Source organism: Erythrobacter insulae, assembly GCF_007004095.1.
GTDB classification, from domain to species: Bacteria; Pseudomonadota; Alphaproteobacteria; order Sphingomonadales; family Sphingomonadaceae; genus Erythrobacter; species Erythrobacter insulae.
The window spans coordinates 1186162-1208951 of record NZ_VHJK01000001.1; the positions used below are offsets into that span (position 1 = coordinate 1186162).

23 protein-coding genes are annotated in these 22790 nt (G+C 56.7%); 18 read left to right on the forward strand and 5 right to left on the reverse strand.

The window, feature by feature from the left end; all coding sequences use genetic code 11:
- Positions 1–20 precede the first annotated feature (20 nt).
- Positions 21–422 (reverse strand): bactofilin family protein, encoded by a 402-nt coding sequence (locus tag FGU71_RS05675; RefSeq protein WP_142787657.1) that lies wholly within the window; start codon positions 420–422, stop codon positions 21–23.
- A 4-nt stretch (positions 423–426) separates the two neighbouring features.
- Positions 427–1530, reverse strand: a complete 1104-nt coding sequence (locus tag FGU71_RS05680; protein WP_142787658.1) for a M23 family metallopeptidase — start codon at positions 1528–1530, stop codon at positions 427–429.
- 180 nt (positions 1531–1710) lie between these two features.
- Between FGU71_RS05680 and FGU71_RS14080 the strand changes: the two genes are divergently transcribed.
- From FGU71_RS14080 to FGU71_RS05720, 9 genes are all read left to right on the forward strand, one after another.
- The gene (locus FGU71_RS14080; RefSeq protein WP_185960203.1) at positions 1711–1884 is read left to right on the forward strand and encodes a hypothetical protein; all 174 of its coding nucleotides are present in this window, start codon (positions 1711–1713) and stop codon (positions 1882–1884) included.
- Between the two features lie 25 nt (positions 1885–1909).
- Entirely contained in the window at positions 1910–3187 is a 1278-nt protein-coding gene (locus FGU71_RS05685) for a glutamate-5-semialdehyde dehydrogenase (RefSeq protein WP_142787659.1), read from the forward strand.
- 28 nt (positions 3188–3215) lie between these two features.
- On the forward strand, positions 3216–3857 hold the full coding sequence (locus tag FGU71_RS05690; RefSeq protein ID WP_142787660.1) for a nicotinate-nucleotide adenylyltransferase: 642 nt from the start codon (positions 3216–3218) through the stop codon (positions 3855–3857).
- A gap of 171 nt (positions 3858–4028) precedes the next feature.
- Positions 4029–4394, forward strand: coding sequence for a ribosome silencing factor (gene rsfS, locus FGU71_RS05695; RefSeq protein WP_142789004.1), 366 nt, complete (start codon positions 4029–4031; stop codon positions 4392–4394).
- A 185-nt stretch (positions 4395–4579) separates the two neighbouring features.
- Complete coding sequence (locus FGU71_RS05700; RefSeq protein ID WP_142787661.1) at positions 4580–5002, forward strand: 23S rRNA (pseudouridine(1915)-N(3))-methyltransferase RlmH; 423 nt, start codon at positions 4580–4582, stop codon at positions 5000–5002.
- Positions 5003–5006: 4 nt separating this feature from the next.
- Positions 5007–6275 (forward strand): murein hydrolase activator EnvC family protein, encoded by a 1269-nt coding sequence (locus FGU71_RS05705; protein ID WP_142787662.1) that lies wholly within the window; start codon positions 5007–5009, stop codon positions 6273–6275.
- Between the two features lie 142 nt (positions 6276–6417).
- Entirely contained in the window at positions 6418–7755 is a 1338-nt protein-coding gene (locus FGU71_RS05710) for a S41 family peptidase (RefSeq protein ID WP_142787663.1), read from the forward strand.
- Positions 7756–7795: 40 nt separating this feature from the next.
- On the forward strand, positions 7796–8263 hold the full coding sequence (locus FGU71_RS05715; RefSeq protein ID WP_142787664.1) for a disulfide bond formation protein B: 468 nt from the start codon (positions 7796–7798) through the stop codon (positions 8261–8263).
- Complete coding sequence (locus tag FGU71_RS05720; protein WP_142787665.1) at positions 8260–8781, forward strand: demethoxyubiquinone hydroxylase family protein; 522 nt, start codon at positions 8260–8262, stop codon at positions 8779–8781. Before FGU71_RS05715 ends, FGU71_RS05720 begins: the two co-directional genes overlap by 4 nt.
- Before the next feature lie 21 nt (positions 8782–8802).
- Here FGU71_RS05720 and FGU71_RS05725 read toward each other — a convergent pair whose 3' ends face one another.
- Positions 8803–10146, reverse strand: coding sequence for a nucleotide sugar dehydrogenase (locus tag FGU71_RS05725; RefSeq protein WP_142787666.1), 1344 nt, complete (start codon positions 10144–10146; stop codon positions 8803–8805).
- A gap of 228 nt (positions 10147–10374) precedes the next feature.
- On the opposite strand from FGU71_RS05725, the gene FGU71_RS05730 reads away from it, so the two are divergent.
- Complete coding sequence (locus FGU71_RS05730) at positions 10375–10962, forward strand: hypothetical protein (protein WP_142787667.1); 588 nt, start codon at positions 10375–10377, stop codon at positions 10960–10962.
- Positions 10963–10984: 22 nt separating this feature from the next.
- Here the strand turns inward: FGU71_RS05730 and FGU71_RS05735 are convergent, their stop codons facing one another.
- Both FGU71_RS05735 and FGU71_RS05740 read right to left on the reverse strand, forming a co-directional pair.
- The gene (locus FGU71_RS05735; RefSeq protein WP_142787668.1) at positions 10985–11998 is read right to left on the reverse strand and encodes a GDP-mannose 4,6-dehydratase; all 1014 of its coding nucleotides are present in this window, start codon (positions 11996–11998) and stop codon (positions 10985–10987) included.
- Positions 11999–12030: 32 nt separating this feature from the next.
- Positions 12031–13332: a sugar transferase gene (locus FGU71_RS05740; RefSeq protein ID WP_142787669.1), complete on the reverse strand. Its 1302-nt coding sequence runs from the start codon at positions 13330–13332 to the stop codon at positions 12031–12033.
- Positions 13333–13718: 386 nt separating this feature from the next.
- Here FGU71_RS05740 and FGU71_RS05745 point away from each other — a divergent pair, with 386 nt between their 5' ends.
- The 8 genes from FGU71_RS05745 to FGU71_RS05780 all read left to right on the forward strand — a co-directional run bounded on the left by FGU71_RS05745 (position 13719) and on the right by FGU71_RS05780 (position 22760).
- Positions 13719–14681: a glycosyltransferase gene (locus tag FGU71_RS05745; RefSeq protein ID WP_142787670.1), complete on the forward strand. Its 963-nt coding sequence runs from the start codon at positions 13719–13721 to the stop codon at positions 14679–14681.
- Positions 14682–15140: 459 nt separating this feature from the next.
- Positions 15141–15533 (forward strand): MarR family EPS-associated transcriptional regulator, encoded by a 393-nt coding sequence (locus FGU71_RS05750; RefSeq protein WP_142787671.1) that lies wholly within the window; start codon positions 15141–15143, stop codon positions 15531–15533.
- On the forward strand, positions 15520–16665 hold the full coding sequence (locus tag FGU71_RS05755) for an acyltransferase family protein (RefSeq protein WP_142787672.1): 1146 nt from the start codon (positions 15520–15522) through the stop codon (positions 16663–16665). The genes FGU71_RS05750 and FGU71_RS05755 overlap by 14 nt, the downstream gene beginning before the upstream one ends.
- 258 nt (positions 16666–16923) lie before the next feature.
- A complete protein-coding gene (locus tag FGU71_RS05760; protein WP_185960204.1) occupies positions 16924–17658 on the forward strand; it encodes a nitroreductase family protein in 735 nt (244 codons plus the stop codon).
- Positions 17659–17689: 31 nt separating this feature from the next.
- Positions 17690–18898, forward strand: coding sequence for a polysaccharide pyruvyl transferase family protein (locus tag FGU71_RS05765; protein ID WP_185960205.1), 1209 nt, complete (start codon positions 17690–17692; stop codon positions 18896–18898).
- Positions 18899–18920: 22 nt separating this feature from the next.
- Complete coding sequence (locus tag FGU71_RS05770; RefSeq protein ID WP_142787675.1) at positions 18921–20435, forward strand: oligosaccharide flippase family protein; 1515 nt, start codon at positions 18921–18923, stop codon at positions 20433–20435.
- 22 nt (positions 20436–20457) lie between these two features.
- Positions 20458–21498: a glycosyltransferase family 4 protein gene (locus tag FGU71_RS05775; RefSeq protein ID WP_142787676.1), complete on the forward strand. Its 1041-nt coding sequence runs from the start codon at positions 20458–20460 to the stop codon at positions 21496–21498.
- On the forward strand, positions 21495–22760 hold the full coding sequence (locus FGU71_RS05780) for an O-antigen ligase family protein (RefSeq protein WP_142787677.1): 1266 nt from the start codon (positions 21495–21497) through the stop codon (positions 22758–22760). Before FGU71_RS05775 ends, FGU71_RS05780 begins: the two co-directional genes overlap by 4 nt.
- Positions 22761–22790 lie beyond the last annotated feature (30 nt).

A 22790-nucleotide genomic window follows, 5' to 3' on the forward strand; every position in this document is an offset into this window, starting at 1 on the left:
ATCACTGGCCTAATGGCAGATTACTTCGCGATTTGAAGCTCTGACTGAACATCGGCGGGGCTAGCCGCTTTTACAGGGGCGCCCGGCTTACCCGCTTCGCGCCGCGCATTGGGGGCAAAACGGCCATCAACCTGCGCGCCCTGTTCAATGGTGAGCGCATCGTAATGTACGTCACCTTCGATTTTGGCGGTTTTCAGGATCACGAGCTCTTTTGCCGTGATCGAACCGGTTACACGGCCAGCCAGACGCGCGGTATCGGCGGTTACGCCGCCAGTGACCTGGCTGCTTTCGCCCTGAACCAGAGACGCGCATTTGATGTCGCCTTCGATCGAACCATCGACATGCAGATCGGCAGAGGCGCTGATATCGCCTTTGATATTGATGTCAGAACCGATGACGGAGAATGTGGAATTGCTCGCCATGGATTTACTTGCCTGTCTTGTTGGCGGGGCGGGCCGGACCGGCTCCGCGGACTTCTTTGAGAACATCGGGGGCTGTCTCCAGAAACGGGCGCGGATTGATCGCGCGATCATTGATTCGAACTTCAAAGTGCAGGTGCGGACCTGTCGAACGGCCAGTGCTGCCCAAACCGCCAAGCGTCGCGCCGGCTTCAACCGCCTGTCCCGCTTTTACATCAAGGCGGGACATGTGCGCATAGCGGGTCATCAGGCCATTTTCGTGGGTGATTTCAACCGTTTTGCCATAGCCGGATTTCCAACCGGAGAAGGAAACCGTGCCTTTGGCCGCTGCAAAGATCGAAGAGCCATAGGCACCTTTGAAATCAATACCGCTGTGCATTGCGCCGCCGCCATTAAAGGGGTCGCGGCGGTAGCCGAAATTGGATGTGATCCGCTGTACGCTGGCCGGTACAACCTGCGGTACGCCTTCCAATGCACGTTCAAGCGCGCTCATTCTGGCGAGGCTTAAACCCAGCCGCTCGAAACGCGGATCGACACTGCCATCAGCGGATGTAGCGAGAATTTCCAGCGGACCACCGACGGCGCCTGCGCGTTCGGCATTGCGTGCCATGGCCGCCGGATCAAGATTGAGCTTGCGCAGAGCCGCTTCGGCTTTTCCAGCGCGCCAATCGGCAAACCGGGTGAGGTTTTCAACAAAGGCGAGCTGCCGCGCTTCGATTTCTGCAAGACCGCGTGCTTGCGGGAACATGATGCCGACCTGTTTGACGGTGTCGGCTGTTTCGTCACTGGAATCGGTGACATTCGTATCGACAGTCTGGATGTCTTCAGGAAGCATTTCGACCATCGCGTCGAGCGCGTCCTGCCGCGAATCCAGATCATCAACCACCCGCTCGAGATCGGTACCGTATGCCTCGAGCCGCTCTTCGCTATCTGCGATGCGGGCCTTGTCGTCTTGGAAAGAGGCCAGATCGGCTTCGGCGCGTGATTGATTCCATGCCATCACACCCATTGAGCTGACCCAGATCAGCGCAAATGCAGCAACCGAGCTAGCGCCCGCGATCTGCAACCGGGATGAGATTTTAATGAAACGAACATGACCCTGTGAGCGCATGAAGAACTCACGCTCAGGGAACCACTCTCGGAGTCGTTCACCCCACGGCTTGGCGGTTTGTTTATCTGGCAATGCGACCCCGGATCTCTTTTGTCCTGAATTTGACCGATTGGTAACGACGTAGGCGCGTTTGGTCGAATCGAGGGGTTAACGCATCCGCTGAACTGAAGGCGAATCGCGATGAAGCGTTCATTTGCCAGCAATCTTGCCTTGTGGAATTTACATATTGCAGTCGCAGAATACAGAATCGCTCGGCTTTTTCGGGATAGGTTCGGCATGTTCATGCGTATTGATGGCAAGGCCTGCGGCCCGGCTTTACGCTGCGGCTTTGGACGAAAAAATTTGATCCTTTAGATTATAGACCCAGATGAATGAGGTTATGACAGCACATCCCGCAACCCAATCGATTGATCCCGAAACCCTGATCGCAGGCCTCGCCCGCGAAGGCCGCGCCGCCCAGCGTCAGCTTGCTGCGATGTCCAGCGATGCGCGTGCGCATGCGCTCACACTGGCGGCGCAGAGATTGCGCGATGACAGTGCCGCGATCCTTGCCGCCAATGCAAAAGACCTTGAAGCGGGCCGCGAAAATGGTCTCTCGCCGGCGATGCTGGACCGGCTGGCGCTTGATGAAGACCGGCTTTCTAGCATTGCTGCCGGTGTCGAAGCGGTAGCCAATTTGCCCGATCCTGTGGGTGAAGTGATCGGTTCGGACGAGCGCCCGAATGGATTGAAATTGTCGCGGGTCCGGGTGCCAATCGGGACCATTGGGATCATCTACGAAAGCCGCCCCAATGTGACAGCCGATGCCGCCGCCTTGTGTGTGCGCGCAGGCAATGCGGCCTTGCTGCGCGGTGGCAGTGAAGCGGTGCATTCCAACCATGCGATACTCGCGGCGCTGACGGCCGGGCTTGAAGCAGGCGGCGTGCCCGGTGCAGCCGTGCAATTGATCCCGACGCAAGACCGCGCCGCAGTGGGCGCGATGCTGACCGCCGCAGGGCTAATCGACATGATCGTACCGCGCGGCGGCAAAAGCCTGGTGGCGCGGGTGCAATCTGATGCGCGCGTGCCTGTGCTTGCCCATCTCGACGGGATCAACCACACCTACGTCCACGCTGCTGCTGATCCCGCCATGGCAAAGGAAATCGCGCTTAATGCAAAGCTGCGGCGCACCGGTATTTGCGGAGCAATGGAAACCCTGCTGATCGATGCAGGTTTCACCGAAGCACGCGATCTTGTCACGGCGTTAATCGAAGCGGGCTGCGAGCTGCGCGGAGACGAGCGTATCCAGGCGCTGGATGAGCGCGTGACCTTGGCCAGCGCGAATGACTGGGATACCGAATATCTCGATGCGGTTCTGTCGGTTGCGATGGTCGATGGCATGGATCAGGCATTGGCGCATATCGCCCGCCATTCCTCTGCCCATACAGACGTGATCATTACCTCCGATGATGCCGCTGCCGAACAATTCCTGATCGAAGTGGACAGCGCGATTGTCATGCACAATGCGTCTTCGCAATTTGCCGATGGCGGTGAATTCGGACTGGGCGCAGAGATTGGTATTGCAACCGGACGCCTGCATGCGCGCGGCCCGGTGGCGCTCGAAGGGCTTACCACCTATAAGTGGCTGGTGAGAGGGAGCGGTCAGGCGCGTCCCTGAATTGCCCTGATTCGGGAGAGGCATACTGATCCGCACCGGCCTTCTTGGCGGAAGTTTCAATCCTGCGCATGGCGGGCACCGGCGGATCACGCGCTTCACCATCGATGCGCTGGGCCTGGATGATACATGGTGGCTGGTTTCACCCGGCAACCCGCTTAAGCCGAAGGCTGGAATGGCGCCTCTGTCTGCGCGGCTCAAATCCGCCGAAATTCAGGCGCGCCGCGCGCCGATTGTGCCCACCGCGATTGAGCAGCACCTTGGCACCCGGTACACGGTCGATACGCTGCGGGCGCTGAAACGGCGATATCCCAAACGCGAATTTGTATGGTTGATGGGGTCAGACAATCTGGCCGATTTCCATCGCTGGAAAAACTGGCGAACAATCGCAAAGACGATGCCGATTGCGGTAATCGCAAGGCCCGGCTATACAGGTAAGGCAATGGCAAGCCCCGCCATGGCATGGCTCAGGCGCTACACCGTGTCTGCCGCCACTTTGTGTAACTCGGGGCACTGGAGCGCACCGGCACTGGTGTTTTTGCGTTTCGATCCAGATCCACGTTCTGCCACGGCCATTCGCCGTGCCAATGCGGATTGGGCTTTGGCCTATCGAGGCGCTCCGGCGCGTGACCGTCTGACTTTCCGGCAAATCGCTGTGGGTAAGGATTCATGAAGCGCGAGGCACACGCTTCGTCCGATATCCTTGCCAAATGGCACGCCGGTCACCATTCTTATCCTTCATTCTGGAGAAATATATCCGCCTATGACACAGGCACAATCCGCGTCGGCCAATGCCAGCGCATCCACCAACACAGCCGCCCAAGCACCCGATGCGGCGCAATCCATGGCAGCAGCTGAAATGGCGAAACACGAACTTCACGATCTGGTCTTGAGCCAGCTGGACGATGATCAGGCGCAAGAAATCGTCTCGATCCCGCTCGCCGGCAAAAGCTCGGTCGCCGATTTTATGGTGATCGCCAGCGGACGGTCTTCGCGGCAGGTCGCCTCGATTGCGCAAAAACTGGCGGAAACGGTCAAACATGCAGGCTATGGGCCGGTCCGGCTCGAAGGTTTGCCTCAGGCTGACTGGGTTCTGGTCGATGCGGGCGATGTGGTGATCCACCTGTTCCGCCCGGAAGTGCGCAGTTTCTACAATCTTGAACGCATGTGGTCGTTTGAAGGCGGCGTGCCGCAACAAGGGCGCGCATAGCTTTCTTTCACGCGCAATCTGGCGCGCGCTTTCCTTGTTCGGGCTCAGGTTGGCAGTGGTCGCCCCGCGCCCTTATGCGAACCTCTGGCCTCGCGCTGGCGCAAGATTGGAAACCGTAGCTGTGGGACATGGCGCGCCGCGCCGCGCCGAGAACGGGTTGCGAAACATAAAGGCTTCTGATCCCCATGCTGCTCCATGTCATTGCTCGCGGTAAAATCGCCCGCTCGCCCGAGGCAGAGCTGGTTGCGCGATATGAAAAGCGGCTGACATGGCCGGTCAAACTGACCGAGCTGCCGGAAACCGGCGGCAAAATCCCTGATCCACAAACGCCGTACAAAACCGTTCTCCTTGATGAGCGGGGCAAGGCAATGGGTTCGGAAAAGCTGGCGCAAATGCTGGGCGGGTGGCGCGATGATGGCATGCGCGAAACCCGTTTTGTGCTGGGCGCGGCAGATGGGCATTCGGCAGGTGAACGCGCCGAAGCTGACCTGTTGCTCGCCTTTGGACCGGCCACCTGGCCGCACCTGTTGGCGCGCGCCATGTTGATGGAACAGCTGTACCGCGCAACAAGCATTCTTGCAGGACATCCCTATCATCGGGCAGGGTAGGCTGATGGCGAAGCGTCTTGCCCTTTTTGCCGCACTCAGCGGCGCTGCTGTTCTGGCGCTGGGCGCGTTTGCGCCGGTCAGCACCGCGCAGCGCGATATCGGCCTGCTTGAACCTGAAGAAGCGCAGGCACAGCTTGAACGCTCCACCCGTGAAAGCCAGCGCGCCGAAGCCCGTGCGCAGCGCCTGTCACGAGAGGCGGAACAAGCCAAAGAGGCCGCCGACAAAACGGCCAAGGAAGCGGCCGCATTGGCCGCGCAGGTGCAACGCTCGGAAGCCGACATTGCAGCGGCGCGGGCGCGGTATTCGCTGGCGCAGACCGATCGCGCCGCGCTTTCGCAAAGGCTTTCGCAGCGGCAGAAACCTCTCGTCCGGCTAACGGGCGCATTGCAAACGACCGCCCGCCGCCCGCTTTCTCTTTCGGCCCTGCAGCCGGGATCGCTCAAGGATCTGGTCTATGTGCGCGCTGTGCTGGAAAGCGCGGTGCCGTATATCCGCGATAAAACCTCTGCATTGCGCGGTGAATTGGAGGAAGGACGGCGGCTTGAGCGTCTGGCAGCCCGCTCGCTCGATAATTTGCGCACTAACGAACAGGAGCTGCAAACCAAACGCGATGCGCTCGCCCGGCTGGAATCGCGCCAACGACTGGCCTCTCGCGATGCGCGCAGCAATGCCGTTCGCGAGAGTGAACGGGCGCTGGCTCTGGCCGAGGAAGCCCGCGATATTGATGGCCTGATGGGTGATATTAATGCAGCCTCTTCGTTACGGCGCGAGCTTGCCGCTCTGTCAGGACCGGTTCTGCGTCCGGCGGGGATTGGTGCGGGCGGCGCAGGCGCTGGTTCGGTCGCAGCCGATCCAGCGGACAGGCCCGATTCTGTCCCATCGGCCACACCGACCACCGCCGCCGCGCCGCCGGGCGATCTGCAATTGCCCGTGCAAGGCCGCACAATCGCAGGTTTTGGCGAATTGCGCGGCAGCGGGCTGCGCAGCACCGGCCTCGCGCTTGCCCCTGCATCTGGCGCGCAGGTTGTGTCACCGGCAAGCGGTCGGATCGCGTTTGCCGGGCCGTATCGCGGGTATGGCCGGATCGTCATCATCGAACATGCCGGTGGATGGACCAGCCTTGTCACCGGCATGGCCCGGATCAGCGTGCGCGTGGGTGACGAAGTGATCGGCGGAAGTCCGCTGGGCGTGGCCGGCGGCGAAGAGCCCTCGATCACGCTGGAGCTGCGGCGCGACGGCGAAGCGGTCAATCCGCTTCAATTTCTGGGATAGCGCTTCAAAAACCTTAGCCCGTGCCGGGGCAGATGCCCCGCTGCGGGACGGGTATCAAGCGGCCTACGCGTAATCGCATTGTTATCTGGCGTTCAGACACAGCATCCTATACAAAAGCGTTCGAAAAGGAGCCTGAATTCCGATGAAATTTGCTGGATTGCTGCGCAACACCGCTTTGGTCGCCATAGGCGCTGTCTTGGCCACCACCACCACTGTCGTCGCCCAGGGTGACGCGCGCGGTGATCCCGAATTTTCAAAAGTGTTCGCGGTCTATCAACGCATCAAAACAAGCTATGTCGAACCGGTCGATGACGAAGTGCTGACGCGCGGAATGATCGATGGGATGCTGACTGCGCTTGATCCGCATTCGGGCTATCTTGATGGCAGCGATCTGCAACGTCTCACAACGATGATTGATGGCAATTATTCCGGCCTTGGCCTGTCTGTTGTGATGGAAGATGGCGCGGTTAAAGTGATTGCGCCGTTCAAGGGTAGCCCCGCCGATAAACAGGGCATCAAAGCGGGCGATTTCATCACGCATCTTGATGGCCAGCTGATTTATGGCGGTGATCTGGATGATGCCGTGGCGCAGATGCGCGGCGAAGAAGGCACCTCGATCCAGTTGACGATTTTCCGCCCCGGCCGCGAAGAACCATTCGAAGTCGATGTGACGCGCGGCGTGGTTGAGCTGGAGCCGGTGAAATACAGCCTTTCCGCCGGGAATATCGGCGTGATTACCGTCAATGAATTTTCCGCCGATGTCGGCGAAGACGTGTTCCGCGCCTGGAATGCGATCAAGGAAGAGGCAACGGGCCGCGTCGGCGGGCTGGTGCTTGACCTTCGTTCCAATCCGGGCGGCAGTCTGGATGAAGCGGTCGCTTTGTCCGATCTCTTCCTCGATAAAGGGCGCATCGTATCCCAGCGTGGCCGCGCGCGTGGCGAAACGCTGCTGTATGATGCCGAAACGGTGTTCCGCGGCGATATGGCCGAGGATGTTCCGCTCATCGTGTTGATTGACGCAGGCTCAGCCTCGGCATCGGAAATTGTAGCAGGCGCTTTGCAGGATCACCGCCGTGCGCTGGTGATGGGAGAGCGCAGCTTTGGCAAAGGCTCTGTCCAGTCGCTGTTGCCGCTCGGGCGCGATGCCGCGCTCAAACTGACAACGGCGCGGTATTTCACGCCCAAGGGCAAATCGGTTCAGGAAGGCGGGATCAAACCCGATATCGCTGTCCCGCAGATCAGCGATCCGGACTTCCTGCTGCGACAGAAATATCGCACCCGCGAAAGCGATCTTCGGGGCCATCTGATTAACGAGCTCGGCGTCAAAGACGAGGAAATGGAAATCGACAAAGTCGATGATCCGCGTTTCCGTCTCACCGCAGAGCAGCTCGAAGAGGCCGGTATTGAGGATTTCCAACTGCATTACGCGCTCGAAACGCTGCGCCGCACGACCAAGAGTTCTGTCGCGCTGCGCAAATAAGCGTTCTGGACCTGTGTGTCTGATTGGATAAGTGGGCATTATGAGTTTGATGCAGGCAAAACTGCTGGCCATCGCGATCCCCGCAGGATTGCTTGGCGGAGCATATATCTCGCAATACGGGTTCGGGTTGTTTCCGTGTGAAATGTGCTGGTGGCAACGCTATCCGCATTTTGCCGCGCTTGGTGCGGGACTGTTCTCGCTGTTTCTGAAACCGGCGCAGGTATGGACCGCGCTGGCGGGGCTGGCGATTATCAGTTCCGGCCTGATCGGCGGGTTTCACGCCGGCGTCGAATATGGCTGGTGGGACGGGATCACCGGATGCGCGACCTTGGGCAGCGCGGTCGATGTGATGAACCCGGCTGCCGCGCCAATCGTGCGCTGCGACGTTGCGCCATGGAGCCTGTTTGGCATTTCACTCGCAGGATGGAATTTCCTCTTTTCTTGCGCTGGCGGGATCACCATCTTGGGTTTGAGCGTTAAACGCGTGAGCAAAGAGAGAGCATTATGAACCGAGACGAACTTCACCGGATGATCCGGGTCGATCAGGCAGGCGAATTCGGAGCGACGCGGATTTACGAAGGCCAGCTGGCTGTCATGGGTGATCGCGGACCGCATTCGGCGGAAATCCGCCACATGGCCGAACAGGAAGAAGGCCACCGTGCAAAATTCGATGCCTTGTTGGCCGAACGCGGCGTGCGCCCAACCGTGCTGCATCCATTCTGGTCAGCGGCCGGATATGCGCTGGGCGCGGGCACCGCGTTGCTTGGGCCGGAAGCGGCCATGGCATGCACTGCCGCAGTCGAAGAAGAGATCGACAAACATTATTCCGAGCAATTGGACCGCCTCGCAGAGACCGGCACCGAGCCTGAACTGGCCGAAATGATCGAGGAATTCCGCGAAGACGAACGCGCGCACCGCGATGCTGCTTTGGCCAATGGCGCGGAAAAGGCACCGGCCTATCCGTTGCTATCCGGCGCGATCCGGCTTGGCTGTAAAATCGCAATCAAGGTGAGTGAGCGCGTCTAGGTTTCCCGTTTGCCGGAATGCCTAGAGGCTCCAATACACCAGTTGCGCGGGCACAACGGCCCGGTCGATTGCCGATTTCACATCGACGATAACGCCGCCCGGTTTGACCCGCGCCAGCAAAGCGGCAGGATCGGCGATATATTCCGCATGATTGACCGCAAGGATCAACGCATCAAGCTCGCGCACATCCGCGCACGGGGTTAACGCGATGCCATATTCGCGGCGCGTTTCTTCCAAAGAGGCGAGCGGATCGGCCACCATCGGTTCAATCCCGTAATCGCGCAGTTCCGCAATGATATCAGGCACTTTGGAATTGCGAATATCGGGCACGTCTTCCTTGAACGTAAGGCCCAGCACCCCAACGCGGGCATTGCAAAGCGACACGTTTTGCTTGGTCAGCAGCTTAACCGTTTTCTGAGCGACCGCCTCTCCCATCGAATCGTTGATCCGGCGTCCGGCCAGAATCACTTCGGGACGGTAATCAAGACGCTCCGCAGCGGCGGTGAGATAATACGGGTCAACGCCAATACAGTGTCCACCCACAAGCCCCGGCGTAAAGGGCAGGAAATTCCATTTTGTACCCGCTGCCGCCAAGACGTCACTAGTCCGGATATCCATACGATCAAAGATCAGGGCGATCTCGTTCATCAGTGCGATATTGAGATCGCGCTGCGTGTTTTCGATGACCTTGGCGGCCTCGGCCACTTTGATGCTGGGCGCTTCGTGCAGGCCAACATCGACAATCGCGCCGTAAAATGCCCGCATGCGGGCGAGCGCATCGTCATTCTCGGCCGCGATGATTTTGGTAATCGTCTCAAGCCGGTGGACCGTATCGCCCGGATTGATCCGTTCCGGGCTGTAACCGAGCGCGAAATCTTCGCCTTGGGTCAAACCGGAATGCTGCGCGAGCAGAGGCCCGCAGTAATCTTCGGTTGCGCCGGGAAAGACAGTCGATTCAAACACCACCAGACCGCCTTTTTGAAGCCGCGGCCCGATTGTTTCGCAGGCTTTGCGAAGCGGGGTCAGATCTGGCCGCCGGTCCTCTGTAATCGGGGTTGGCACTGTCACGATAAAGGCGGTTGCTCCGCGCAAGGCGTCCGGATCATCGGTGACGTCAAGGCCGCTCGCCGCCAACCGCGCATCATCAATCTCACGGGTGAAATCAGAACCCGCGCGCAGCGTATCAATGCGGTGCTTGGAGATATCAAAGCCCACAACATCGGTGCCGCTCGGGCTTAGCCGTTCAGCCAGCGCGACCGCCACCGGCAGGCCGACATAGCCAAGCCCGATGACGACGATGCGCTCGCGTTGCTGCAATTCAGGCGCGTCATGCGCGCTTACGGAGGGTTGGAAAGGTGCGTTCATGCCCTCTGCATTGCACCAATATGGTCAACATATTGCTAACCAAGATGCACTTTCGCGCATCAAAGAGCCGCAACCCGCAAGAATTTACAAGATTCGGCGAGGGGCCGCATCACACACCGCGCAATTCACCCCCAATTCACCCCCAATTCACTAGCGCATGACTATCGGTTAAGGCATATCAGAGCATGCTCGAACGGGCGGTGCTGCCCCAATGTGAGGAATAAAGTGATGACCAGACTGTTCAGATCTGCCGCCACGGCTGTTGGCCTTGTTAGCGCCGCAGCCTTTGCCTTCGCCCCTGCCGCTGCGCAGGATAAGGCGGGCGACAAAGTGAACATGGTCATCGCCTATGACGAAAGCGAATGCCCTCAGGCAGGGGAAAACGAAATCGTTGTGTGTGAAATTCTGGTCGAGGCAGAGCGGTATCGTATTCCCTCCAACCTTCGCCAGAGCGATTCGCCGCAGAATATCGGCCGCACGGGCGAGGTTGAAACCATCCGCTACATCACCGAATCCGGCGCGCTAAGCTGTAATCCGGCGGGATCTGGCGGCTTTACCGGCTGCACTCAGAAATTCATCGACGCCGCCTATGCGGAGAAAGCCGAAGCCGAATCAGTGCGTTTCGGCCAGCTGATCGAGGAAGCGCGGCAGGAACGCCTTTCGACAATTGATGAAGATACCGCCGATGAGCAAGAGCGTGTCGAGGCGATCGAGCGCGAATATCTGGAGCGGCTTGAGCGCGAGCGTAACCAGCCATTGCCGGGCGAAGTGGCCCCCGCCGAAACCGAGACACCGCCTGCCAACCCGGAAGATTAAGCCGGCCTAGGGTCCGCTTGGATCACACCGCGTAATAATCGCGGTACCACGTGACAAACTGCCGGATACCGTCTTCGAAACCGGTCTGCGGCCTGTATCCGGTCAGCTCTTTCAGCAAAGTGGCATCGGCCCATGTTGCGGGCACATCGCCTTTTTGCATCGGCATGAAATTCTTCACCGCCTCGCGTCCGCATTCTTTCTCGATCGCGCCGATGTAGTCCATCAACCGGACTTTCTCGCTGTTGCCGATATTTACGACCCGCCACGGTGCCACCGGTGACAGGCTATCATATTCGGCGATGTCATCCGCCGTATCCGGCCGCTTTGGCGCGGCGTCAATCAACAAACGGATGCCGCGCACCAGATCGGTGACATAGGTGAAATCGCGGTACATCTCGCCATTGTTGTAAATGTCGATCGGGGTGCCTTCGAGGATCCCCTTGGTAAATTTGAACAACGCCATGTCCGGGCGGCCCCATGGGCCATAGACCGTGAAAAAGCGAAACATCGTGGTCGGCAGGTCCCACAGATGGGCATAGGAATGCGACATCGCTTCATTGGCTTTTTTGGTCGCGGCATACAGCGTCAGAGGCGTGTCGCACTTTTCCCGCTCGTCAAACGGCATTTCCTCGTTCGCGCCGTAAACCGAACTGGTCGAGGCCATCAGCAGGTGGTCCACGCCCAGCTCGCGGGCACATTCCATCACATTGAATGTCCCGGTAACATTGGCATCCATGTAGGCGCGCGGATTTTCGAGGCTGTATCGCACCCCGGCCTGAGCCGCGAGGTGGACGATCACGTCCGGCTTTTCCGCCAGCGCGAAATCGCGCAAGGTATCGAAATCTTCCAGCATCCCGATTTTGGCTTTGAAATGCTGATTCTGCATCAGCATCTGATGCCGCCGCTCTTTCAGGCGGACATCATAATAATCGGTCAGCCCATCGAAACCGACCACCCGGAACCCTTCGGACAAAAGCAATTTGGCAAGGTGAAAGCCGATAAAACCGGCAGTTCCGGTAATGAGTACTGTGCGCAAAGGGGGTCTCGCTTCTGACTAATCGACGCGCGTTATTTTGCGCCATTGCCGGTGAAGATGACGCGAAATGTCTTCAAAACGATTAGGAAATCGAGCCACAGCGAAATATTTTTGACGTAGTAAAAGTCAAACCGCAGTTTCGAATTTACGTCGGACACTTCGGTCACATGGCCTTGTGTCACCTGCGCCCATCCGGTGATGCCTGGGCGTACGATGTGGCGATAGGAATAGAACGGCAATTCCGATTCGTACCATTGCGACAGGGCTTTCGCCTCTGGCCGCGGCCCAATCCAGCTCATTTCGCCGCGCAGAATATTGAATACCTGCGGCAGTTCATCGATCCGCGTCTTGCGCAAGAACCGGCCCAGCCGCGTGATCCTGTCATCATCCGATTTGGTCATCGCATCATCGCGCTGCTCGCCTGCATCGGTGATCGGTCCGCGCGGCTTCATCGTGCGAAATTTGAGCATGCGGAAAGTTTCCCCGCGAAAGCCGACGCGCTCCTGAATGAAAAACGGATTGCCTTTGGAATCGAGCCGGATGAGCAAGGCAATGATCACAAAAGCGCACAGCAGGAATGGCAGCAGCATCAAAGACCCGGCAATGTCGATCAGCCGTTTGGAGCTCATGTAAGGGACGTTCGGTATCAATGATCCGAGGTCGTTTTCGGCCAAGTGGGTGATTTTGACCTGCCCGCTCTGCATCTCTGCCACTTGGCGGTAATGGTACACCGGCACCCCGGCGAGCGCAGCCTTGGCAAACAACCGTTCCCATTCGTCCGGGTGATCGTAATGCAGGTCCGCCACCAATGAGGCATTCAATCGCTTTGCCTGAACCAGACTTTCCAGCTCGACCAGCTCAGGCGCTGGAATAAATTGCCCCTCCAGCCTGATCTCTGACGAACGGCCACCACTGACGATGAAGTGCGGTCGGCGCAACCGGCGATTGTAGAGCGACAGCATATAGCTGACGATAATGGCGCCCATGGCCCCTGCTACAAACAACGAAATCGAATAGCTGGAGCGCAAAATGGCGATTGCGACCAGAACGCCGCCGAATGACAGGATGTTGATCGGAAAAACATACGACAATTGCCGCGCTTTGGCATATTCTCGAATGCGGGACAGAGCGTGCCACGAAACGACAATCGCAATCGTGAGAGCAATGAGCGTGTTAATGAACAATGGCACGCTGGCCGGCTGGCCGCGTACAAACAGCCAGATAACCGCAGGATTGCCGAGTCCAGCGGCCAAATACAGCAGCAGCTGGATATCACGGCGAGCAAGCCAATCACTACTCGATCGAGTTTCAACTGGAACGCGCTGAAGCAGCATGCCGGTCCTCCTGAATTACCTTCTATCGCTTGGTGGACCCATCCCGCAAGAACGTCCGTCTCGTGCGGCGTTCTGTGCTGACCATCAATTTTTTGAGTCTCAGCGGGTCACCGGTTAACCCTCACACCGCAAGAATGCCAGCCATTTGTCGCTGTCAGGGCACAATCGTTCATTGCCAATTGCGGGAGGGGTCCGATTTGTAGCTTTGCATGATGCCGATTTTGTTGACGGTGCGGTTTATTGCATCAGGCCGAAATCTCATGCAGAGACCCACGTTGGGGAGGACAGCGAAGCAGGCGGGAGCCGGAGCGAGCGATACTGGGGGAGATCGAAAATTTCGGTGTTAATGGCAGCCAGTCTTGGAGTGGCCGGAAGGATACTCGTCAATGCATGATCTGCTTCGGGTGGCTTTGCTGGCGGCAAAAATGTCTCCAGCCTCCGGGGGAATCGCTGCGGCTGTTTCGAGCCTAGCCTTTGGGCTTGACTGTTTCGATGACGTGGAGCCCCGCGTTCTGGGCACCCAAGACCCAGAGAAGTCAGATGCAGGAGCGTCGTGGGGGCGGCTCGCGCAGTCGTATCCAATACGAGGGCCAAGCGCGCTTCAATATTCTCCACTCTTGCCGAAAGCCTTAGGAGAATCCGGCCCTAATGTTGTTGATTTGCAGGGTCTTTGGACTTGGTCTTCGAAGGTTAATTTTGACCATTTTCGAAGGACGGGCACACCATACATTGTGACACCACATGAAATGCTCGCTCCATGGGCATGGCGCAATTCCTATTGGAAGAAGCTCCTTTTCGGTCTTTTTGTCGAACACGCTAATCTCCGCTCGGCTACGGCGCTGCGGGCGACTGCAGAAATGGAGGCAGTGCATTTTCGAAAGGCCGGTTTTCGTGCTCCGATTGCGGTGGTGCCCAACTCCGTAGCTATCCCCGAACTTGCTCCCCGGCCTGCTGCGACCCAGCTTCGCCGAGTCATTATTGTCAGCCGTTTTCACCCTAGCAAAGGCATTGCGTATCTCTTGAAGTCCTGGGCCAGATTGGAAAAGAAGTATCCCGGTTGGGAACTTGCCATCGCCGGAATTGACGAGAACGGTCAAGAAGCGCAGCTTAATTCACTGGCCGCTGATATGCGGCTCGAACGCGTCTCATTCGTGGGCGAGGTCTATGGAGAGGCCAAAGAGCGTTTTTATGGCTCGGGTGATCTGTTAGTCCTGCCGACCCATGCCGAGAATTTTGGTTTGGTCGTGGCAGAGGCTCTTGCCCAAGAGGTCCCGGTAATCACCACCAGGAATGCCCCTTGGGAAGGTCTTGAAAGAAACCGCTGTGGCTGGTGGATTCCCATAGATTAACAGCGTCTGACGGACACCATGGACGTGGCGATGGGGCTAACGCGGGGCGGACTTCGGCAGATGGGCGCGCGAGGGCGGGCGTGGGTGGCGTCTGAATTTTCCACTGAGGACGTCGCTACACGAATGCGAGACGTATATCTTTGGGCAGCTGGCCGGGGATCAAAGCCGGGCTTTGTCTACACCTGAAATTCCCGTGGTTGCCGCGCCGCTGTTCAAACGCCGGCTGTTAAGGGAGCGATTACAGTCCAGAACGCCACGAATAGTGACCGAACCAAGCGTCGCGGGCCCCGGAGTTGTGACACGGGGCATAATCGCAGATGGCGCGCCAGAAATTGCAATTGCGCTCATGGCGGAGCCTGCTAATGCTCAAAATTAAACGGTCCATAGTTTCTACTTCTCCCAACGTCATCGCTCGGTTGAACCCGAGTGCCTCCGCCAGCGAGCCGACATTTTTGCGCCATGAAAAACCAAAGCCGAAAGCTCAAGGAGAACCTGCGCTTCCGTATTCTGCGTTCGCTCGACGAGAATCCCGAGCTGTCAAAGCGCGAGCTAGCCGAAGCGGTGGGTATCAGCGTTGGCAGCGCACATTTTGTGCTTAATTCGATGATTGAGGCTGGCCTTGTGAAGCTAGGTAACTTCCGCTCCTCTCAAGACAAGCGCCGCTATGCCTATGTGCCAACACCGCAGGGATTGGCAGAGAAAGCGGCAACCACAGGGCGTTTTCTCAAACGGAAAATGGAAGAGTACGAAGCATTGAAGCTCGAAATCAGCGAGCTCAAGGCGGATTTGCGCTACAACTCAGATGAACCGGCAGGCCGGTTTGGCATAGGCGACAATCATGAAGCATTATAGGTCAATAGAGAGCTTGCGGGCCTGGATGGCGTGGTGGGTTGTATTGGGCCACGCGCTACATTTGAGCGGCTGGACATATCGTGTGTTTGATCCCGGTGTTTTGCACTATGGCTTGAGGCTCCTCGAAAGAGGGTCCACCGCAGTCAACACCTTCATTATCGTCAGCGGCTTCGTTATCCTGCATCTGATGCTGTCGAGGGCTGAGGGGTACAAGGAATACATCATTCGGCGCGCCATGCGGATTTTTCCGATCTTTTTGATCGCGCTCGCTTTGGCAATTGTCCTGCAGCCTTTATATCTCGAGGCATATACCGAATATTCATGGGTGCATGCGCGCGAGATGAGGCTCGATCGTGTGGCCCAGGAAGAGGCGCACTTTTTTGAGCACATGTTCCTGCATTTGACCATGCTGCATGGTGCTGTGCCCGAAGAGGTGCTGAAATACTCAAGCGGGACCTTCCTCGCGCCTGCTTGGAGCCTTTCGCTCGAGTGGCAGTTTTATATGATTGCGCCATTCCTGCTGGCCGCGCTGATGAGTGAAAGAGCGCTCGTGCGGTACGGTGTCGCGGCAATTTGCTTGGCTCTGATCGCCGCGTTCCATTGGCAAACGGTCTATAGCTGGGCTTATCCGTCCATGCTGTTCCTGTCATTGCCGCACTTTTTTGTCGGCATTGGCGGGCGAATGTTCCTCACCGATGATAAGAAATTGCAGATTTTCGGTGTAATTCTCGCGGCTGTGAGCCTGCCCTTCACCGATTACCTTGCCATCATCATATGGGCATTTTTCTTCGTAATTGTATTGGAAGAGAGTGATCGCATTTCTGTTCCGCGCCCGCTCAAGGCCCTTTTCGGGTTGGTTGCTTGGAACAAGTTGGCAGTCTATCTGGGTAAAATGTCTTACTCGACATACCTGCTGCATATTCCGCTGTTTAGCCTTGTACTGGGCTTGACTGGCTATTGGCTGCAGGGCGAAATGTCCCAGCAAACAGCGACGATCCTTGTCCTGATTTCTACATTGGCGATGATCCCGCTGTCTCACATCACTTACGCTTCGATAGAGGCACCGTTTAGCCGCATGGGCGGCCGGATCGCTAAGCGTTATGCCGCTGTCCCAGCCAGCTCAAGCCACTGATTTGGCTCTCCCTAAAAGGCAAATGAGATCTTGATGAAGCGCGCGTCGATAAGGTCCTGGCCGATTGTCCGGCGGATATTGATTTGGAAAAAGGCTTGGCTGTGGACCCGGTATTTTCTGGCTCAGTCCGGGGTGTTTGAACGTCCGGAAGAGACAAATTCTGCTCGTGCGCGGTTGAGGAAGGACGCCCACGCCCTTGAAAAAGGTTTGTCTCTGCCTGCTATCCGCCCTTTCTTTGGAAGGCAGAAGATCACCAAGTTGATTGATGACATAGATACTGCGCGCGCAAACGAGGCTCTGGATGCGGATCGCGAAGTGGCTGAGTCGGTCCTATCAGCGTATGGCCAATGGCATTCCGAAAATGGCCATGCCGAACCATTCGTTGAAGGATTGCAGGACCAGTTTCAGCCGAGCGCAGAGCGATCACGCCTTGGCGGGACCATCACATTGGAAAGGCCAGACCCCGAAGCTGGATCAGCAGGCTTCGATGCGACAGTTCTTTCCCGGCGGACTGTCAGGAACTTTTCCGAAAAGCGCGTACCACGTGAAGAGATAGAAGCGGCTGTTGCAGTCGCTTGGACAAGCCCTTCTGTTTGCAATCGCCAGCCATGGGCCATCTCGCTTGCGCAAGAAAAAGCCGATGTTGCCCGGATTCTGCGCTGGCAAGCGGGCAATCGCGGCTTTGCAGAGTCGATCGATACTTTGTTGGTTGTGCTCGCCGACACCAAGGCTTTCGTCGAGGATTATGAAGTCTTCGAGCCCTTTGTGGATGCGGGAATTTTCTCCGGTGTACTGGTCAACGCTCTTCACGCCAGAGGGATCGGCTCGTGTTGTTTGAATCTGTGCGTCTCACACGGCGTCGCTGAACGGATCATAAGCGAACTGGATGCGCCTCGGCACCTTTTCCCGATCATGATGATCGGCTGCGGCTATCCGCAAGATGATTGCGAGGTCGCCATCTCCGCCCGCGGTCCGAGCGTTATTGTCTCCTGACGCCCAAGCAGCTCCGAGAAAGCAAAAAACAATGTCAGCAAAACCCACAAAGACAGTGATCTTCACCTATCAGCAACTGTCCAACATCGGCTGCGAGATCATCATACGCGGCTCTATCGCATTCATGCGCAATGCATTTCCGCAGTTTCGTCTCAAATTCGTCCTGTGTTCCTACCACGCGGACCGCGATCGCCAATTGTTGTCCGATATCGCCGATGTCGAGATTGTGCCGATGGTCTGGTGGAAACGCTATGTTCGCGGTGTGCTCGTCAAATCGGGCCTAGAAAAACGTTTCTGGACCCCTCGCTTCGCTGAAAAGCACTTCGACAAAGCGGACCTGCTGATGTCAGTTGGCGGCGACATTTACAGCATGGCTTCGGGTGATTTGCCGAACGATTGGCTCGGCTGGGAAAGGTACGCCACGCGCAAGGGCATACCTTCGATCATGTTCGGGGCGAATATGGACAAGATCGAAGGCTTGCCAGCATCCAAACAAGCAGAATTGATCGAGCACTTGAATCGGTTTCGCGTAATCCTTGTGCGCGATGCTGCGAACCTCGAATATCTTGCCGGTTTTGGAGTGAAAGACAATGTGGATTTCTATCCTGACCCGATCTTCACGCTAAGGCCGGAAACAGAAATCGCGCGTGACCAGATCCGCAAAATCGGGGTGAACCTAACCCCTATTGTTCGCCGAGAGTATGGCGATCCCGCGTTCGAACGGATGGCGAAAATAATCGATTTGCTCGTGGCGGAAGGGTACACTGTTAAGCTCATCCCGCATGTCTATGATACAGATAACAGCCCGGCGCTGGACGATCGAATCGCTCTAGACCACCTCTACAGCTTCATTTCACCGTCTTCGCGCGATAAGGTCGAGCCGCATTCAGGGCCTATGTCTCTTGCTGAGATCAGCCCGAAAATCGCGGATGTGGATCTGTTTATAGGCGCAAGAATGCACAGCTGTCTGAACGCAATGACGCTGGGCAAGCCAACCTATTTCCTATCCTACAGCACCAAGGCGCGGACCATGGTCGATTGGCTGCAAGCCGGCCCGATGCGCGATACGCCTGAACGGATCGCTTGCGGAGCTTCGGATGCAATCGATTCCGAAACGGTTTTGTCGTTCATCAAACAGAACCAGCCCAGTCAAGATCTGCCAAAACACCGGCCCAGCTTCGTCAATCAAGAGATGAGAGATGAAATGGTAAATCAAATGCAGGGTTTAGGCATATTGTAAGTGCCAAAACTGGATTGCCCTCATGACTTGCGATGATGAATCTGCTGGGAATGCCCACCCAGCGGCTAAAGGCTACGCCAAAACGGCCGCAATCGGCATGGTTTGGGTTTCAGCGGCAATTGCAGTCGCCAAGCTGTTGTCATTCATCAGCCAGATAATTTTGGGCTATATTTTATCGGTTGAAACCTATGCCGTCTTTGGCCTTGCTGCTGCCACGCTAGCGCTTGTGGCTGGCTTCCAAAACTCCAGCGTGGCCAAAGTGCTCATCCAAAAGGGCGAGAATTTCGACGAACTGTTTCCCGAATATTCGGCTCTGGCTTTTCAATTCGGAATCTTAGGCGCCGTTATCCTAACCGCGCTCGGCTTCGGCTTGCAATTCTACTACGAAATGCCTGCCTTGTTTCCGGTTTTGGCCATAACTGCATTGTCGGTGCCAATACTCGCCGCAAATACGATCCTTATTGCAGATTTGAGCCACTCCCTTCAGTTTCGAAGGATCAATCAGGCGGAAATATTCCGTTCGTTGATTTATGCGATTATTCTGGTTTCTGCCGCTTGGTGGGGCGCTGGCTTTTTGACTGTGGCCATAGCTACATCTTTCGCCGCGATAATTGCTCACCTCTATCTCAGAAGCCTGGTGAGACAGTCGCCGACGTATTTCCGTGTAAGCATGCGTGCCATCTGGAATTTGCTGAACGCGAACCGCCCCGCTATCGCTGCGGGCTTCCTCATCGCTCTCGCCATGCGCGCTGACTATTTGGTTCTGGGCCGGATTTTAGAGCCCGAATTGCTCGGTTTTTATACCTTTGGTTTCATGCTGGTGGCGAGCCTGATGCAGCCTATTTCGACTGGTATTAATCAGGTTATGATGCCTATCTTTGCCAAACAGCAAAAAAATAGCTCCGAATTAGCTTCCTCTCTCGATCGTTACACTTTGGTCACCAGCTTGCTTGCCTCGGTATTCTGTCTTGCATTGATGGGCCTTGCGCCGTCGCTCATTCATCTTGCCTGGGGGGGCAAATGGGATGGATCGCAGATCGTTATCTTGGCGCTGCTGTTCGCGATGCCGTTCCGTTTTGTGGCAACCATCGCAGGTGTCGCTTTCGAGGCTACCGGAACATGGGGGCTGCGCAACCGGCTGCTTGGTTTGCAGGCTATATTGCTCGCAACTTTTGCCGGTGTCGGCGCGGTTTATGGCGGATTGCAAGGGGCGATACTGGGGGTCATTATTCAGCGGATCCTGAGCGGTGTCGTTGATTTCGCCGCGGCAAAGCAATTTCTACAACAAACCCCTTTATCGACAGCGAGTTTTCTTATCCGGTGTTTTGCCCCTTTCTTATTCGGTTCGGCTGCCTTGGCAGCTCAAATCGGCGTGGTTAATAAATCGACCTCCGCTGAAATTTTGCTTATATCCTTGTACACTGCGGCTGCCGTTGCGCTAACGACAGTGCTTATGTTTGTGTTCAACCCATCGCTGCGGCGGGATGTAATCGCGCTGGCCGGCTTCGCTGCTCAAAAATTGCGGCGTGAGTCCTGAAAAACCTTTGGACCAGACCCTGATGAAAATCGCATACATATTTGATCCTGCCAACCTGCACAGCACAACCTACAGCGGCGTTGTGCGCCAAGGCCTTACTTGGGCCTCCGGTCTTTTGGCGGAAGGTGTGACGGTTGAGTTTCCCGTTGCGCATGAAACCTTTGACTGGAGCACGTGCGATCTCGTACATGTGTTTCAATATGGCAGCTGGGCCGAAGCGATTATCGAAGCAGTGAAACGATATGATATACCTGTCGTCTTGTCGCCCATCGTAGACCGGTCGACGCCGTATGGCTGGCGCGGGCGGCTGATCGCGAAGACACCGTTCGAAAGACTTGGCCTGCGGCAAAGGCACCGTACTTTGTCGAATCTTATGCAGGGATGCGACAGAGTTCTGGCCCGATCAGAGCTCGAAAAAAGGTCACTCAGCGACGTTTCGAGTGATCCGAGCAACATTGATATCGTGCGCATCGGGATTGATTGCAGGCCAGACCTTCTTGGCGCCAAGGTAGAAAAGTCTCCTCATGTGTTCCACATGAGCCATCTCAATCAAGAGCGAAAGAACGTTAAGGCATTGATTGAGGTGTGTGAGAACTCGAATGTTCCGCTTCGCCTTGCCGGCAAGGTATCGGATGCTGCATTCTCGGCATGGCTTGACGCCAAATGCCGGGAAAATCCTAAGCTCGAATACATTGGCACCATCAGCGAGGACCAGAAATGGGAAGAGATGGGTAAAGCATCCGTATTCTGCCTTCCTTCGCTCAATGAAGGGATCGGTTTGGTCGCATTGGAAGCCTACACCGCAGGGGCGCACATTGTGTTGACCAATCGCACTGGCGGCGTTGAATACTTTGATGGCGACATCGAAATTTGTGACCCCGCTTCGAATGTAGACATCGCCCGTTGTGTCTCAACGGCATTGAGCAAACCGGTCCATAACGGGCCGCGCCTTGAAGCAATGAAGGCTTTCTCCAATGAGGCGTCGGTCGCACGGCTGCTAGAAGTCTACCAAATCCTTGTGCCCGGCCATAACGAGACTTTGGTGGCCGATACCCGGTCATGATTTTACGGGGCTTCTTTTACTACCTGGTGACATGGTCCTTGGCGGGTTACTTCCTGCTTGCGGCTGTTACCCATGTGCTTGGCCTCGACAACTCAACGATTTCATTGATTTTTCGTGCGATCGGAGGCGTCTTTGCAGGTGTTCTGATTGCTTTTGCTGCACGTCGCCGGTTCGATTTGAATCTGCTTTTGATCATCATATTCGGTGTCGCCTATTCAACTCAGCTCGCGCTGACCTTGCATGTCCGCGGCGAACCTTCCGCATTGCAGCCTTTTGCGTATTGGGCTTGGGCGCTGGGGGGGTGCATCTTCCCTGCGATCGCTACCTATCTGTGTTTTACCGCTGATAAACAGCTCTGGACTGTCCGATTGGTGCTTGGTGTCGCAGTTGCCTCTACTTGCTTTATGCTTGTTTTCGGGAGCTCCATGAGCTTTGCGTCAGGCGGACTGGGCGTTGATACGGGCAGATGGAACATCCCTTCGGTCAATCCGATCGCGATGGGCCACTTGGGCGCGACGACGATCCTTGTCGCGCTCGGTTGGTTGCTTGGTCGATCTCGCATAACCATCAAGCAGATGGGTATTGCGGGGGCAGCTGCCATGGCCGGCGGATTGCTGTTGCTTCTGGCTAATTCTCGCGGACCCTTGCTCGCGCTTGCAGTGTGTTTGTTTATCCTTGCGCTTGCGCGGTTCAATCGACGTGGCACCGCGGTTCTTTTGGTTGTCGCTCTGAGCGGCGCTGCTGTATTGATGGCTACCCAGTATGACCTGATTGTGGAAGGTGTTCTCAAACGCTTTTCGCTGATCTCCTCAGGCCAAGACAGGGCAACTGAGTTGCGTTTTATCGCGTTTAATGGCGCATGGGATCAATTCGCCGGATCGCCCCTCATGGGCGACGGAATCGAAGAACGAAATACTGGCTTTTACCCCCACAATGTGATCCTCGAGGCCCTTATGGCCACGGGACTGGTTGGCGCGATACCGTTTGTCCTGTTGCTCGCTCGCGCTGTTTTGGCATCTTGGGAAATTGTGCGACAAAATGAGCAGCTTATTTGGCTCGCTCTGCTGCAGATCCAATATTTGATAGCGGCGCAGCTTTCGGGCTCAATCTATCAGTCGACAGCCTTATGGGTTACCACCGCAGCTGTTTTGGCTGCGACATCCAAAGCGGCAGTTAGGCCTGCCAGTACCAAGCGCCGCCGCCTCTCGCCAAGCTCTCGCCCCCGCCCACCAATTCGCCGTCCGACTGCCCCTCATGCGTAGTATAGCCCTTAGAGTTGCGCAGTTGTGCGC

Bases quoted from the DNA above. Each gene is read 5' to 3' on its own strand.
- FGU71_RS05675 (WP_142787657.1), bottom strand. From the start codon at position 422: ATGGCGAGCAATTCCACATTCTCCGTCATCGGTTCTGACATCAATATC.
- FGU71_RS05680 (WP_142787658.1), bottom strand. From the start codon at position 1,530: ATGCGCTCACAGGGTCATGTTCGTTTCATTAAAATCTCATCCCGGTTG.
- FGU71_RS14080 (WP_185960203.1), top strand. From the start codon at position 1,711: ATGAAGCGTTCATTTGCCAGCAATCTTGCCTTGTGGAATTTACATATT.
- FGU71_RS05685 (WP_142787659.1), top strand. From the start codon at position 1,910: ATGACAGCACATCCCGCAACCCAATCGATTGATCCCGAAACCCTGATC.
- rsfS (WP_142789004.1), top strand. From the start codon at position 4,029: ATGGCAGCAGCTGAAATGGCGAAACACGAACTTCACGATCTGGTCTTG.
- FGU71_RS05700 (WP_142787661.1), top strand. From the start codon at position 4,580: ATGCTGCTCCATGTCATTGCTCGCGGTAAAATCGCCCGCTCGCCCGAG.
- FGU71_RS05705 (WP_142787662.1), top strand. From the start codon at position 5,007: ATGGCGAAGCGTCTTGCCCTTTTTGCCGCACTCAGCGGCGCTGCTGTT.
- FGU71_RS05710 (WP_142787663.1), top strand. From the start codon at position 6,418: ATGAAATTTGCTGGATTGCTGCGCAACACCGCTTTGGTCGCCATAGGC.
- FGU71_RS05715 (WP_142787664.1), top strand. From the start codon at position 7,796: ATGAGTTTGATGCAGGCAAAACTGCTGGCCATCGCGATCCCCGCAGGA.
- FGU71_RS05720 (WP_142787665.1), top strand. From the start codon at position 8,260: ATGAACCGAGACGAACTTCACCGGATGATCCGGGTCGATCAGGCAGGC.
- FGU71_RS05725 (WP_142787666.1), bottom strand. From the start codon at position 10,146: ATGAACGCACCTTTCCAACCCTCCGTAAGCGCGCATGACGCGCCTGAA.
- FGU71_RS05730 (WP_142787667.1), top strand. From the start codon at position 10,375: ATGACCAGACTGTTCAGATCTGCCGCCACGGCTGTTGGCCTTGTTAGC.
- FGU71_RS05740 (WP_142787669.1), bottom strand. From the start codon at position 13,332: ATGCTGCTTCAGCGCGTTCCAGTTGAAACTCGATCGAGTAGTGATTGG.
- FGU71_RS05745 (WP_142787670.1), top strand. From the start codon at position 13,719: ATGCATGATCTGCTTCGGGTGGCTTTGCTGGCGGCAAAAATGTCTCCA.
- FGU71_RS05750 (WP_142787671.1), top strand. From the start codon at position 15,141: ATGAAAAACCAAAGCCGAAAGCTCAAGGAGAACCTGCGCTTCCGTATT.
- FGU71_RS05755 (WP_142787672.1), top strand. From the start codon at position 15,520: ATGAAGCATTATAGGTCAATAGAGAGCTTGCGGGCCTGGATGGCGTGG.
- FGU71_RS05765 (WP_185960205.1), top strand. From the start codon at position 17,690: ATGTCAGCAAAACCCACAAAGACAGTGATCTTCACCTATCAGCAACTG.
- FGU71_RS05770 (WP_142787675.1), top strand. From the start codon at position 18,921: ATGACTTGCGATGATGAATCTGCTGGGAATGCCCACCCAGCGGCTAAA.
- FGU71_RS05775 (WP_142787676.1), top strand. From the start codon at position 20,458: ATGAAAATCGCATACATATTTGATCCTGCCAACCTGCACAGCACAACC.
- FGU71_RS05780 (WP_142787677.1), top strand. From the start codon at position 21,495: ATGATTTTACGGGGCTTCTTTTACTACCTGGTGACATGGTCCTTGGCG.